The sequence below is a fragment of the Streptomyces diversicolor genome (assembly GCF_057537855.1).
On sequence record NZ_BAAJXA010000031.1, the window covers coordinates 1 to 13,805 of the forward strand.

13 protein-coding genes and 1 pseudogene are annotated in these 13,805 nt (G+C 66.1%); 2 read left to right on the forward strand and 12 right to left on the reverse strand.

The features are described from left to right. Positions 1 to 157: 157 nt before the first annotated feature. The 6 genes from AC27LF_RS30875 to AC27LF_RS30900 form a co-directional block, all read right to left on the reverse strand. Positions 158 to 919 (reverse strand): hypothetical protein, encoded by a 762-nt coding sequence (locus AC27LF_RS30875; RefSeq protein ID WP_479660902.1) that lies wholly within the window; start codon positions 917 to 919, stop codon positions 158 to 160. A gap of 155 nt (positions 920 to 1,074) precedes the next feature. Continuing rightward, complete coding sequence (locus AC27LF_RS30880) at positions 1,075 to 2,109, reverse strand: UvrD-helicase domain-containing protein (RefSeq protein ID WP_479660901.1); 1,035 nt, start codon at positions 2,107 to 2,109, stop codon at positions 1,075 to 1,077. Beyond that, a complete protein-coding gene (locus tag AC27LF_RS30885) occupies positions 2,096 to 3,706 on the reverse strand; it encodes an ATP-dependent nuclease (protein WP_479660900.1) in 1,611 nt (536 codons plus the stop codon). The genes AC27LF_RS30880 and AC27LF_RS30885 overlap by 14 nt, the downstream gene beginning before the upstream one ends. Positions 3,707 to 4,396: 690 nt before the next feature. Beyond that, a complete protein-coding gene (locus tag AC27LF_RS30890) occupies positions 4,397 to 5,041 on the reverse strand; it encodes an ATP-binding protein (RefSeq protein ID WP_479660899.1) in 645 nt (214 codons plus the stop codon). Next, positions 5,023 to 5,373: a hypothetical protein gene (locus AC27LF_RS30895; RefSeq protein ID WP_479660898.1), complete on the reverse strand. Its 351-nt coding sequence runs from the start codon at positions 5,371 to 5,373 to the stop codon at positions 5,023 to 5,025. Before AC27LF_RS30895 ends, AC27LF_RS30890 begins: the two co-directional genes overlap by 19 nt. Beyond that, on the reverse strand, positions 5,370 to 5,684 hold the full coding sequence (locus tag AC27LF_RS30900; RefSeq protein WP_479660897.1) for a penta-EF hand family protein: 315 nt from the start codon (positions 5,682 to 5,684) through the stop codon (positions 5,370 to 5,372). The genes AC27LF_RS30895 and AC27LF_RS30900 overlap by 4 nt, the downstream gene beginning before the upstream one ends. Before the next feature lie 230 nt (positions 5,685 to 5,914). Between AC27LF_RS30900 and AC27LF_RS30905 the strand changes: the two genes are divergently transcribed. Together AC27LF_RS30905 and AC27LF_RS30910 are read left to right on the forward strand one after the other, a co-directional pair. Beyond that, positions 5,915 to 7,081 (forward strand): helix-turn-helix transcriptional regulator, encoded by a 1,167-nt coding sequence (locus AC27LF_RS30905; RefSeq protein ID WP_479660896.1) that lies wholly within the window; start codon positions 5,915 to 5,917, stop codon positions 7,079 to 7,081. A 17-nt stretch (positions 7,082 to 7,098) separates the two neighbouring features. Next, on the forward strand, positions 7,099 to 7,818 hold the full coding sequence (locus AC27LF_RS30910; RefSeq protein WP_479660895.1) for a 5-formyltetrahydrofolate cyclo-ligase: 720 nt from the start codon (positions 7,099 to 7,101) through the stop codon (positions 7,816 to 7,818). 30 nt (positions 7,819 to 7,848) lie between these two features. On the opposite strand, the gene mug is transcribed toward AC27LF_RS30910, so the two are convergent. The 6 genes and pseudogenes from mug to AC27LF_RS30940 all read right to left on the reverse strand — a co-directional run bounded on the left by mug (position 7,849) and on the right by AC27LF_RS30940 (position 13,720). Further along, positions 7,849 to 8,418, reverse strand: coding sequence for a G/U mismatch-specific DNA glycosylase (gene mug / locus AC27LF_RS30915; protein WP_479660894.1), 570 nt, complete (start codon positions 8,416 to 8,418; stop codon positions 7,849 to 7,851). 5 nt (positions 8,419 to 8,423) lie between these two features. Then, a complete protein-coding gene (gene purB, locus AC27LF_RS30920; RefSeq protein ID WP_479660893.1) occupies positions 8,424 to 9,866 on the reverse strand; it encodes an adenylosuccinate lyase in 1,443 nt (480 codons plus the stop codon). Between the two features lie 289 nt (positions 9,867 to 10,155). Then, a pseudogene (locus AC27LF_RS30925) lies at positions 10,156 to 10,485 on the reverse strand (DUF4326 domain-containing protein); the annotation flags it as partial. Between the two features lie 10 nt (positions 10,486 to 10,495). After that, positions 10,496 to 11,305 carry an SGNH/GDSL hydrolase family protein gene (locus AC27LF_RS30930; protein ID WP_479660892.1) on the reverse strand — a complete coding sequence of 270 codons (810 nt, stop codon included), beginning with the start codon at positions 11,303 to 11,305 and terminating at the stop codon, positions 10,496 to 10,498. 64 nt (positions 11,306 to 11,369) lie between these two features. Continuing rightward, positions 11,370 to 12,383, reverse strand: a complete 1,014-nt coding sequence (locus AC27LF_RS30935; RefSeq protein WP_479660891.1) for a hemolysin family protein — start codon at positions 12,381 to 12,383, stop codon at positions 11,370 to 11,372. Further along, complete coding sequence (locus AC27LF_RS30940) at positions 12,380 to 13,720, reverse strand: hemolysin family protein (protein ID WP_479660890.1); 1,341 nt, start codon at positions 13,718 to 13,720, stop codon at positions 12,380 to 12,382. Before AC27LF_RS30940 ends, AC27LF_RS30935 begins: the two co-directional genes overlap by 4 nt. Positions 13,721 to 13,805 lie beyond the last annotated feature (85 nt).

The following is a 13,805-nucleotide window of genomic DNA, read 5'->3' on the forward strand; positions in this document are numbered from 1 at the left end:
GATCAACCGCTCACGGCCAGCGTACGGTTGGTTCAACTCAATCAAGACGACCGCGGAGCGGCGAGAGAGCGCCCCGTGATGGTGGCAGACGAGAGCTACTTGACATCTCGGAGTCCACACAAGAAGTGCCCGGCTCTGTGTCAGCCGGGCACTCCGCCTACCTCACCACAAACGACTTACGGTTCTTGAGAAGCGCGTCATCGTTACCGAACAAGGCGAAGAAATCTCCCAGATCGGGAATCACGTGACCCGCACCGCGTGCCGCATCCCCTCGATGGCGAAGCACTTCGACGGTGTACCGCGCCAGTGCCACACAGAGGAAGGTGCCTTCCTTTGCCACGTACTCGCTGTCGTGCTCAGCGATGGCGGCTTCTTCGATGCTCGTCACTGGGGTGCCGTCCTCACGCATGGATCGGATGAGCGCCTTGTCCCCAATAAGCTCGTGGATGGCACTAGCGTGCGCCGCGTTCCGGCGTGTCTGCCGCGCAGGCCGCTTGTCAAGCAGCGGCTTCCCAACTACCTGGAACCAGCGCGCTACTGGGTCAAGAGACGGGGTCTTTCCCGACAGCACGTTAAGGTTGTAGTAGCGGGTAGTCTTGGCGAACTCGGCGAGGAACTTTACCGCGCCGTCGATGATGTCTGGATGCGGCAGTTGCCAGCGAAGCCCACTCTGGTCGAGCCTCGCTCGGATGCGCTGGACGGCGTTGAGCAACTTGTTCAAGTCGTGGCCATACGCGCTCTTTAGTTGCTGATCGCTAAGGAACTTCCCGTCTTCCACAAGCGAGTCGAGCAGGACCGTCAATTTCATGACGCGCTCAAGCCCGATCGTGTAGCTGAAGAAGCCTCCGTAATATTTCTCCGGCTCCTGATAGTTGGCCTTGCGTAAGGTTGTGAGTCCAATGCACAAGGTGGGCTGCAAGGCCAGCCTCGTGAAGAAGCGGCTGGAAGATCGGCGAATCCCACGGACTTGCTGCCGACTTAGTGTTTGTCATGAGGCGTTCCTCTCGTGCACCAACCCCTATCCTGACCAACCGTAGCTACTGGTACGAGAGGATTCACCAGATTTTTGGGCTACTACGGGAGGACGAAGGCCACGCTGTACTTGGCTCGTGTTACCGCGACGTAGAACTTTGCCTGTTCATTGAGCGTGTTGAAGTCGCGAGTCTGGTAGTAGGCGATCATGGGCTTCGTCGGGAAGATGAGTACGCGGTCGTACGTGCTGCCCTTTGAGGCACCCATGTTCATCGCTTCGTGGCCACCAGTGGGCGTCCGGCGATCCCACCGCAGCACGACCGGCGAGTACTTCCGCATGTACTCGTCTACCTCGGAGCTCTTGATCGGAAAGATGCCGTCGTGCCCCGTGATTTCGGCGTTCTTCGAGATCGTGCGAGGAAGTTTCGGGTACAGATCATCCGCGAAATCGCAGATCGCCTGATTACAGCGGTAGCTTTCGACGCGGTTATCGATCTCGCAGCGGCCCTTACGTTCGCCGAACCAGTCGACGATACCGCTTCCCCTGTACCGCTTATTTCTTGGAGAGGTATTCGTCCAGTAGGTCGCCTGGCGGGGGTCACCCACCATCGTGAGGGAGATCGGCGACTTCATTAGAGCGTCGAGCAGGTCAAGGTCATAACCTGCCATGTCCTGGATCTCGTCGACGTAGATGTGGTCGTACATCCCCACGAGCCGATCCACGACCTTGCCGCCGCTTTCTCGGTTCGCCTCATGAGCGATGGCGGCGACCTCGTTGCGGTATGCCGCGCTGGCGGAGTCAAGGTAGTACTTCTTGGGGTTGTCCTTGCGGGCGAACCGGGGCCGCTGGCCCAAGAAGTTGAGTCCGCCCATCACACCGACATCGCCCAGTACATAGCTTTGGTACGGCCGGGCGCACTGGTTCATGAGAAACGTGAACCATCCCACGACGGTGACATGGCTCGGCAGAAGACCGGTTCCGCCGCTCAGTCGGTCCACGATCTGGTTCAGGTTCTCGTTGGTGTACGTCGTCACCAAGACGCGCTTCGTCGGGTCGCCGAGGACCTGGTCGATGATGTGCTGTGTCTTGCGTGAGCCGGCCGCCGCGATGATGGCCCGGTTGTTATGAGACTGCATCCACCGCGTCCTTGAGGTACTTCGGCATGGTGATGGTCTGGTCGCTCTCGAAGATGGCGAGCGCCGAGTCGGTCTTGTGCTTCTTCATGTGATCGAGCAGATCATCGTCAGTGGTGAAGCTCTGCCCGAGGACAGCATTCAGCGTGGCCCGGCCGTTCACCTTGAAGAGCTGCGGCTCCAAGGTTTTGAAGCTCTTGTCCTCCCCGACGTGCACGGAGATGTTGGGCTCCGTGGTGTAGCTCGCGTAGCGCTGCTTCACGTCGCTGGCGTCCTTGCCGTCGTTGTCCGTGACGACAGCGACGAAGTTCTGTGGGAGCAGCATGGCGATGTCGAGGAAGCGCTTGAAGGAGAGTCCTCGCACGTTGATGACGTCGATGCCGCACTCGGCAGGCAACTTGCCGCCGTGCATGTCCATGTGGGCGCGCTGCACTACCAACTCGTCCGATGGGCCTTCAACGAGGATCGACTTCTTCGCCAAGACCAGGCGAAGCGTGTCATACCCGGAGAGCTTCCTGAAGTAGTTCTGCGTACCGTCCGGAAGCCGATCGAGCCGAACCCCTTCGGTTGAAGACAGGAGTACGAGCTTGTCGAGCCCCAGCTTGTTCAGCACGTACGAACTGTGGGTGGTGATGAAGACCTGACGGTCCTTGCACGTCGTACTGATCTTGTGGACGAGCTTGCCGAGGTTCGGGAACGAGAGGTGGTTCTCCGGCTCCTCAACGAGCAAGATATGTGCGTCGTCCACTTTCTTGTTCAGGGCGAGCAGGATCTTCAGCGTGCTCTGCTCTCCCTTGCCGACGAATTGATACGGAAGGTCGTCGAGGTGGGGCACGATGCCGCTTTCCCAACTCGACTTCTGTGACACGTCGATGTTCAGCGTCAGCTCGCGGTCGCTTACATTGCTCGGAGCACCCCGCAGCGCCGCGTTGATCTTCACGATCGACTCGTCCTCAGCGAATGTCTCACGGAGGCCCCGGTAGGCGCGGGTCAACTTCACACGTTCATCGGTCTCAAGGTAGTCATTGAGGATGTGCTTCATGTAGTAGTCGACACCGCTTTGAAGGTGGATGTTCGCGGCGTCGATGAGCGAAGCAGTGGCCGGGATGCTGCGGAACGTGACCCCGTTTCCGTCAAAGGCCAGCCACTCAACCTTGTAGTACTCCGTCGGAATCAGCCGAACCTTGTCCGGCTGCGTGATGAACTCTTCGTATTCCGCCATGTAGTCGGTGTTCAAGGCCACGCGAATGCGCACGCCGGGTTCATCGGCCTTGAGGAGGTTGTTGGTCCCTTTCAGGCCGGCAGTCGCAGGCGACGGCGCAAGAAAGAGGTCGATGATGATTTCTGGAGGAGGAACGTTTCGCCCAGTCTTCAACGCAGCAATCCATTCGGATACGGCGTCTCGGTGGAATAGATACGGCGACAGGTCTTGATAGAGGGGCCGCCCCCGCAGCTTGCCCGTCAAGCCTAGTTCGATTGCTTCCAAAATCGTCGACTTACCTGCGTCATTGTCACCGACCAAGATGTTCATGTCGGGATCAAAATCGAGCCTGAACGCTCGAAAGGTGCGATAGTTCTGAATGACGATCTTAGAAAGCATGCGCCCCCCTAGTGTAAAACTTTCACTTTCCAAAGGCGAGCGTAAGTATGATCAGTAGAACCACTGTCCCCACAGGGCCCCACAACACGCCTTCGAACAAGTGAAGAGGAGCGTAGCAGGCGTCCCGCCAGTTACGCACATAGAGCGAACAAAGTCGAACACGTTATCTATTCCACGCAGGAAGTGCTCTAGTTCTTTCGATTATTTTCGGCCAACTGGCTCGATATTGACTCACCCGCGCGAATGGATGGAAATGACTTACCGGTAACAAGCAGGCGCCTGTGCTTCGCGAAGCACAGGCGCTCTTCTATGAAAGTGATCACTCATGGGCTATGTACGATCAGATGCCTGACCCGCTCCAGTCCTCCCTACGTAACCGCTCCTCTTCCTGTAGCGCAGCCACCGGGCGGCAAGTGATCGTGTCCTACGTGATCCGCTGCGGGGCGGTAGCTGGAGCCGTTCAAGCTGCCAGGCTCGACGGCCCGTGGCGAACCAATGCGACTGCTGCATGCGGGAGATGCGGTGGTGGCAGGCGTACAGCGGCAGTGTCACGTCATGTGCGGTCATCTCGCCGACCAGGGCGACAGGGATACGGACGGCTTCGCAGCGGAAGCAAGCACCCTGGTACCAGTCGAACAGATCCCAGATCTGACCCGGTCTCATCGGGCGTTCACTCGTCCTAGAACGACCTCACCAACGGTCCGCCGGCCGCGAGCCGTAGCTTCCATCGTCCAAGTGCGCAGCGCACAAGTGCTCAACGGTCGTATCCATCAGGTGCTCGAAGAGAGCCGTACGGGCCTGCCGTTCAACCGGTCCGCTGGCCGCACGGATACCTTCGGGCAGCATCAGCGGCGGTCGCTGGTGGTCGAGAGAGGGTTCTTCTACGGCCATCCCGAGAGGGAACTCAGCCCATACGACCTTGCCTCCGCTGCGAGGGCGAAAGACATCCCACTGCTTGGCAAGCGACTCAACAAGCACCAGGCCGCGTCCACCCTCTGCATCAAGCATGGGGCTCTTCCGGACGGGAGCCGCAGCGGTTCTGTCCCAAACATCGGTGTACAGGCTGGCCTCGATGGCGCGGATCTGTATCCCGATGACGTGCTCAGCCTTGATCTGCCAGGGTTTCGGGTTGAAGGCAGTGATGCCGCTGGCCCTGATCGCGTTGGTGACAAGCTCACTCATGATGAGCGTCGTCGTCTCCGCGAGGTCTTCCAACTTCCAACGCGTCAGCGTGTGCTGAACGAACATCCGCGAGCAGGCCACAGCCGAAGGCACAGCGGTCATCCGCAGCGACGCAGCAAGCAGAGGGATCGGGGTCACGGCGTCGGAGGGCATGACAGCTCCTCATCGGTAGAGATGACGATCCACACCTGACCGCCGATTTCTTCTTGCAGCAGCTCTTTCGCGAGGGTCGCGAGGACAGGCAGCGTGTTCAGGTGCTCGCTTGTCGGCACCACTACGTTGCGAATGTCGTGCCGCTGGCAGTACCGGGTCATCGCCTCAAGCGCCGTCGTCCGCGCGGGCTCCTTCTCGATGAACACCTCGGCCAGCGTGAGGCCCTCGCGTTCAGCGAGACGGGCCATGTCACCGCTCAGGCGCACGACATCACCCATGTCGATTCCAGTGAGGGCACGGACGTAGCCGATCGCAGGTTGCGCTTGGCTCATCGCTTGCCCCCTTGAACGATCCACAGCCGTGCGCCGATCTCGCGTTCGATGTGGTCGCGCATGGCGGCCTGGAGCCCTGGCAACCGAGCGAAGTGCCATAGGGACGGCACGATGACATGCTTGATCTCGGTGGTCTTGAGGGCGTCGACGAGCGTGAAGAACGCCGACTCGTCGTCATAGTCGAGGCGTTCGATGAACAGCCGCTCCAAGGAGAAGCCTTCGCGAGTGGCGTGGAACGCCAACTCCCGTTCGGTCGTCTGGATTTCGTCGCGGCTGTCTTCACCTGCGGTGAGCCGCATGTAGCCGAACATGGCTGGTCGCATCCGTTCCTCCCGGGGGACTGGAACGGTTGGCGAGCGGTGGCACCGTCTCAACCACTCGCCAACCTGCCAGCCAGAGAAGCGGTTTGACCTGCGCAAACACCACAGCAAACGTGCTGCACCGATGACGCATCCGTGTGGCACTCCGCGGTCTGGCCTGCACGGATGCGGTCAACGAGGCTAAGGTGAAACCTCGCCCCGTGCACCCGAAGGGATGGGCGATGGCAGCGAAGCGCATACGCCTCGCTCAACGTCGCAAAACGGCAGGCTTCACGCAAGAGGCACTGGCCGACTATCTAGGCGTCGAGCGTTCAACGGTAGGTCGTTGGGAGAGCGCCGAGACCGAACCACAAGCATGGATACGGCCAAGACTGGCGCGAGCGCTCGTGGTGTCGGTTGAGGAACTTCAAGCGCTACTGGACGACGTGACGGTCACTGACACTCGCCCAAGTGAGCGGATGTCGTACGCCCTGGAGAATCCAGCGTCGGCTGACCTGATGGTGGTGGCCTACCTTCACGAGCGGCTGCGTCAGCTGGATGAGTCCTACGACCTTGAGGTGTCGACCGGGCTACTCGGTACGGCCGGACAGCTGCACGGCCAGGTAAAGTTCCTTCGGGAGAATGCTGCGAGTCCGCGCGTGCGCCGGGCGCTGTACGAGGTCGAGGCTGACTCAGCGACGTTCATGGGCCAACTGGTGTGGGATGTCAGTCAACGACGCGACCATCACGCTCCGCTTGGGTACTTCGAGGAAGCGGTCAACGCTGCGCGGCACGCTCGCGATCCATCCACGGAGTCATACGCAACGCTGCGAATGGCTTACGTGGCGCTCTACGGCGAGAAGAATCCGACCAGAGGTGTGACGCTCGCCGAGCAAGCCGCCGAAGCCGCCAAGCTGGTGAGCCCGTCACTAACAGGTCTGTCGCTTCTGCATGTCGCTGAGGGTCACGCCATGACCGGCGCGACGAACGAATGCGAGGCAGCACTGAGGAAGGCGGAAGACCAGTTCGACCGTGTCGACCCGGATGATGTGGCCGCGCCGTACTACACGGTCAACGAATACAACCGGCTCGCTGGCTCGTGTTACCTGTTCCTCGACCTCCCCGAACGCGCCGAACCCATCCTCCGTATGACTACGCGGGCACTGAGTGCGAAGAAGAAGTCTCAGGCCATCGCACTCGGCAACCTGACCTTGGCGCTCATCCGGCAACGGAAGCTCGACGAGGCAGCGGCGGCGATGCACCGCACGATTGATGCGGTCGAACTGACGCGTGGCGGTGGCGGGCTTAATCTGGCGTTTGCCGCTGGTCGGGAGCTTCGGCCGTGGCGCAGTGAACCATGGGCGCAGGAGATCAACGATCGGTTGCTGGCCTTGATGGCGGCGAGTTAGGTACAGGGCGGGAGTACGTGAACGACATCGACCAGGCCAAGCAGGAGCTGCGCGAGAAGGTGTGGCGTCGTCTCATCGACGGTGGCGGCGCACCGGCCGACTCATACGGGAAGATCCCCGGCTTCTACGGTGCCGAGGGCACGGCGGAGCAGCTGGCCGGTCAAGGCTTCTGGCAGCAGGCCACCACCGTGAAGGCCAACCCCGACTGGGCGCAGCTTCCGGTGAGGGTTCGCGCTCTCAAGGACGGCAAGCGCGTCTACATGGCCGTGCCGCGTATGGCGTCGCTCGAACCATTCTACCTGCTCGACCCCAAGAATCTCGGGCTTCCGCCCGAGGAAGCCGCCGAGAAGAAGGGCGCGGCTCAGGTTGCCCGCCGGCTTGCGCCAGAGTCGATGGAACCTATCGACGTGGTGGTGTGTGGCAGTGTGGCCGTGAACCGCTCGGGCGCACGCATCGGCAAGGGTGCCGGGTACTCCGACCTTGAGGTTGCGCTCTTGATCGAAGCTGGCTTGGTGACGGACCGGACGGTGATCGTCGCGCCGGTTCATCGGCTCCAGCTGATCGAGGACGACATCCCCGAGACCGAGCATGACTTCTCCGTGGACTACATCGTCACGCCCGACGAGGTGATTCCGTGTGCCAACCGGCGCCGACCCAGCGGCCTTGTTTGGGCTGACCTTAGCTCGGAGAAGATCGCGGCGATTCCGGCGCTGGCAGCACGGGCCGGGCAGCGGTAGCCGTCGCTGGGGGTGGACTAGACGGCTAGACTACTCCTCGGGGCTACCCGCACACGACGCGTCGGGTGGCCTTGTGACCAGCCGAAACGCACGAAACGCATCCGTCAGTTTGGGTGTAGTCCACAGCGCATTGAGCCCGCTCGGGTTGGGCAGCACCCACACCCGGGTGTCCCCGATGCGCCGTTCCTGCGGCCCCACCTGTGCCCGCCGGTCGTCGAACGCCGCACGGTACGCGGTCACTCCGACCACGGCAAGCCACCTCGGCCGCAGCCGCGTCACCTTCGCGGCGAGCAGCCGCCCGCCCTCGGCGTACTCCGCGGCGGACAGCTCGTCGGCCCGCGCCGTCGCCCGTGCCACCACGTTGGTGATGCCCAGCCCGTACGACAGCAACTCCCGCTGCTCCGACGGCTTCAGCAGCCGCGGCGTGAACCCGGACCGATGCAGCACCGGCCAGAACCGGTTGCCGGGGCGCGCGAAGTGGTGGCCCGTCGCGGCCGTCATCAGACCGGGGTTGATGCCGCAGAACAGCACGCGAAGGCCGTCCGCGACCACGTCCGGCACCAGACGGCCGCGGGCGGCCTCCAGCTCCGCCCGGGTCAAGCGGGTCAGAGGATCGCTCCGGGGACGTAGCCCGCGGCCTGCGGGTGCTGCTTGACGATCTCCTCGATCCGGCCGACGACGACGCCGACCTGGTCGGCCGCCGCACCCGTGAAGGACAGCTTGTCGGCCATGAGCGCCCGCAACCCCTCCCGGTCCAGCGGCAGCCGCTCGTCGGCGGCCAGCTTGTCGAGCAGGTCGTTGCGCTCGGCGCCCTGCTCACGCATGGCGAGCGCCGTGGCGACCGCGTTCTCCTTGATGGCCTCGTGGGCCACCTCGCGGCCGACACCGGCCCGCACGGCGCCCATCAGGACCTTGGTCGTGGCGAGGAACGGAAGATAGCGGTCCAGCTCGCGGGCGATGACGGCGGGGAAGGCACCGAACTCGTCGAGCACGGTCAGGAAGGTCTCCAGCAGGCCGTCCAGCGCGAAGAAGGCGTCCGGCAGCGCGACCCGGCGCACCACCGAGCAGGACACGTCGCCCTCGTTCCACTGGTCGCCCGCGAGTTCGCCGGTCATCGAGGCGTAGCCGCGCAGGACCACCATCAGGCCGTTGACGCGCTCGCAGGAGCGGGTGTTCATCTTGTGCGGCATCGCGGAGGAGCCGACCTGGCCCGGCTTGAAGCCCTCGGTGACCAGCTCGTGCCCGGCCATCAGCCGGATCGTTCTGGCCAGCGACGACGGCGCCGCCGCCAGCTGCACCAGCGCGGTCACCACCTCGTAGTCCAGCGAGCGCGGATAGACCTGGCCGACCGAGGTGAAGGCGTGCGCGAAGCCGAGGTGCCGGGCGATCCGCTCCTCCAGCTCGGCGAGCTTCGACGCGTCGCCGCCCAGCAGGTCCAGCATGTCCTGCGCCGTGCCGACCGGGCCCTTGATGCCGCGCAGCGGATAGCGGCGCAGCAGTTCCTCGACGCGGCCGTGGGCGACGAGCAGTTCGTCGGCGGCGGTCGCGAAGCGCTTGCCGAGCGTGGTGGCCTGCGCGGCGACGTTGTGGGAGCGGCCCGCCATGACCAGCTCGGCGTACTCGCCCGCCAGCCTGCCCAGGCGTGCCAGGACGGCCACCGTGCGGTCGCGCATCAGCTCAAGGGAGAGCCGGATCTGCAACTGCTCGACGTTCTCCGTCAGATCGCGGGAGGTCATGCCCTTGTGGACGTGCTCGTGCCCGGCGAGGGAGTTGAACTCCTCGATCCGCGCCTTCACGTCGTGCCGCGTGACCTTCTCGCGCTCCGCGATCGAGGCCAGGTCGACGGTGTCGAGAACCCGCTCGTAGTCGGCGATCGCCGCTTCAGGTACCTCGACCCCGAGGTCCTTCTGGGCCCGCAGCACGGCGAGCCAGAGCTGCCGCTCCAGCCTCACCTTCTGCTCGGGCGACCAGAGCGTGGCCAGTTCGGCGGAGGCGTAGCGTCCGGCGAGGACGTTCGGGATGCGGGGCTTGGCGGGAGCGGAAGTCACGTGTACGGAGCATACCGGCTGTCCGGATCCGCTCCGGAGCGCGCATACACCCACGGACCGGGTGGGGCGCGTACGCCCACGGTCCGGGTGGGGGGCCGCGCCGATGTTCACCGCGGCCGGCGGTCATGCGGTGCCGCGCGTGCGCACGCCGGGCGCCGGGCGCGGGCTACGGCGCCTCGCCTGCCTGATCCGGCTCGGGGACGCCCTCGGCCGCCTCGCCTGGCTCGGGGGCGGCCTCGATCGCCTCGCCAAGCTCGCCGCCCTCGTCCGCCTCCTCCGTCTCGCCGGTGTCCGCCAGCTCCGCCAGCACCTGGGCGTGGCACATCTCGGGCACGCACCAGCAGGCGAGGGTCCGGTCGCGCAGCCCCGGCACCAGCTCCAGCAGCTCGGGGCGCTCCAGCAGATACGCCCGGTACATCGCCATGACCTCGGCCCGGGTGCCGTCCCGTCGCTTCGCCGCGGTGTGGTGAGCGAACGGGTTGTACAGCGGATGCCGGGGCAGGTCCCAGCCGCCCAGGGCCCAGCGGCGGCCCACGTACACGACGTCCGCGGGGGCGTTCTCCAGGCGGGGGCCGACGTCGTGGATCCGGCCCCTGAGGTTGATCACCCGGGTGGTCATGGCGGCGACGCTACGCCGTGGGGCCCTCGTAGGGGAGCAGTTCGGGGCGCTTGGCCGGGCGGCCGTCGCCGGAGGAACGCCCGGTCAGCCTGCGCCCGATCCAGGGCAGCAGGTGCTGCCGGGCGAAGCGCACGTCCGCGGTTCGCCGGGTGACCCAGCCCGGCGGCGCCTCGGCGGGCAGCGGGACGTGCCACTCGGTGTCCTCGGCGGCGTAGCCGAGCCTCTGCCAGACGGCCTCGGCGACCCGGCGGTGCCCCTCCGCCGTCAGGTGCAGCCGGTCCGCGTGCCACATCCGCGGGTCGGCAAGCGAGGGCGCCCCGTACAGGTCCACGACCAGGGCGCCGTGGCGTTCGGCGAGCGCGTCGACGCAGGCGTACAGCTCTTCCATGCGCGGCCGGAACCGCTCCAGGACGGGTCCGCGGCGCCCCGGGCTGCGCATCAGCACGAGCTGCTTGCAGGAGGGCGCCAGCCGTTCCACCGCCTCCGTCAGCAGCCCCCGCACCCGCCCCATGTCGCACCCGGGCCGCAGCGTGTCGTTCAGCCCGCCGACCAGCGTGACCACATCGGCGTTCATGCCGGCCGCCACCTCGACCTGCTCCTCGACGATCTGCCCGATCAGCTTGCCGCGCACCGCGAGATTGGCGTACCGGAACCCGGGGCTCCGGGCGGCCATCCGCGCCGCGAGCAGATCGGCCCAGCCCCGGTAGGAGCCGTCCGGCAGCAGGTCCGACATGCCTTCGGTGAAGGAGTCGCCGACCGCGACCAGGCTGGAGTGCGACGGACGCGGGGCGGGCGGGAAAGGCGCGGGGATCGTCTGCATGGCGTCAGCGATCGTATCCCGCGCGCGTACCCGCCGGTCGGTCGGGCCGGGGCCCCGCCGGGCCTCAGGCGTGCTGGCCGAACAGCTCCCGCAGCACGTCCTCCATCGTCACCAGACCGGCCAGCCGCCCGTCGGCGCCGATGACGGCCGCCAGATGCGTACGGCTGCCGCGCATCGCGGTGAGCACGTCGTCCAGCGGTGTGCTCTCCCGTACGCGCGCGACGGGCCGCATGTCCCGCAGCCGCAGCGGCATGTCCCGTGGCGAGGCGTCCAACGCGTCCTTGACGTGCAGATAGCCGACGATGTGGCGCCCCTCGTCCACCACCGGGAAGCGGGAGAAGCCCGACTGCGCGGACAACTGCTCCAGTTGCTCGGGGGTGACGCCCACGCGCGCGTAGACCACGTCCGCCAGCGGGACCACCACATCGCGCACCGGACGCCGGCCCAGCTCCAGTGCGTCGTGCAGCCGCTCCTGCGCCCGGTCGTCGATCAGGCCCGCCGCGCCGGCGTCCTTCACGATCTGGGCCAGTTCCGCGTCCGAGAACGTCGCCGTGACCTCGTCCTTCGCCTCGACCCTGAGCAGCTTGAGCAGGGCGTTCGCGAAGGCGTTGACCGTGAAGATCACCGGGCGCAGCGCCCGGGACAGCGCGACCAGGGGCGGGCCGAGCAGCAGCGCGCTGCGCACGGGTTCGGCGAGGGCGATGTTCTTGGGCACCATCTCGCCGAGCAGCATGTGCAGATACGTCGCCAGCGCCAGCGCGAGCACGAAGGACACGGCGTGGCCCGCGCCCTTGGGCACACCCACCGCGTGGAAGACCGGCTCCAGCAGATGCGCGATGGCGGGCTCCGCGACCACGCCCAGGACCAGCGTGCACAGGGTGATGCCCAGCTGGGCGGCGGCCATCAGCACGGACACGTGCTCCAGGCCCCACAGCACGATCTTCGCGCGCCGTTCGCCCGACTCGGCGTGCGGTTCGATCTGCGAGCGCCGGACGGAGATCAGGGCGAACTCGGCACCCACGAAGAAGGCGTTGACGACGAGGGTCGCCAGACCGATCAGCAGCTGTACGGCGGTCACTTCTCGTCCTCCGCGCTCGCGTCGGCCCCGGTGTCGAGCGGTGCGTGCAGCCGCACCCGGGCGGCCCGGTGCCCGGCGGCGTCGACCACGTCGAGCCGCCAGCCGGCGACCTCGACGCGGTCGCCGACCGCGGGAATCCGGCCCAGCTCGGTGGCGACCAGACCGGCCAGGGTCTCGTACGGGCCTTCGGGCACCCGCAGGCCCACGCGGGCGAGCTGGTCGGTGCGGGCGGCGCCGTCGGCCGAGTAGACGGCCCTGCCCTCCTCGTCGGCCCCGGCGGGGGCGAGGTCGGGTGTCTCGTGCGGGTCGTGCTCGTCGCGCACCTCGCCGACGACCTCCTCGACGATGTCCTCCAGGGTCGCCACGCCCGCCGTACCGCCGTACTCGTCGATGACCACCGCCATCGTGCGCTTGCCCGACAGCCGGTACAGCAGCCGGTCCACGGTCAGCGACTCGGGCACGAGCAGCGGCTCGCGCATCACCTGCGCGACGCCGCAGCGGGCCCGCTCCTCGCCGGGCACCGCCAGCACGTCCTTGATGTGCGCGACCCCGACCACCGTGTCCAGGCCGCCGCGGTAGACCGGGAACCGTGACAGCCCGGTCGCCCGGGTCGCGTTGGCCACGTCCTCGCAGGTCGCCTGGACGTCGAGGGCGACGACCTGGACCCGCGGTGTCATCACGTTCTCCGCGGTGAGGTCGGCCAGGTTCAGGGTGCGTACGAACAGTTCGGCGGTGTCCGCCTCCAGGGCGCCCTGCTTGGCGGAGTGGCGGGCCAGCGCCGCCAGCTCCTGCGGTCCGCGCGCGGAGGCCAGTTCCTCGGCCGGCTCCACGCCGAAGCGGCGCACCACGCGGTTGGCGGTGTTGTTCAGATGCGTGATGAAGGGGCGGAAGGCGGCGCTGAACCAGCGCTGCGGACTGCCCACCCGCCGGGCCACGGCCAGCGGCGAGGAGATCGCCCAGTTCTTGGGCACCAGCTCGCCGACGACCATCAGGAACACCGTGGACAGCGCGGTGCCGATGACCAGCGCGATGGAGCCGGACGCGGAGGACGGGACGCCGACGGCCCTGAGCGGGCCCGCGATCAGCCGGGCGATGGACGGCTCGGAGAGCATGCCGACGACCAGGTTGGTGACCGTGATGCCGAGCTGCGCGCCGGAGAGCTGGAACGTCAGATTCCGTACGGCCTTGAGGGCGCCGGCCGCGCCGCGCTCGCCGCGCTCGGCGGCGCGCTCCAGTTCGCCGCGTTCCACCGTGGTCAGCGAGAACTCGGCGGCGACGAAGGCGCCGCAGGCGAGCGAGAGCAGGACCGCCACCAGCAGGAGGAGCACTTCGGTCATCGGTTCACCTCCGTCCCATGATCGGCCAGGGCAGGGAGGATCGCGCGATGTCGCGGACTGGGAGGCTCGTCCATGAGCGGACGCT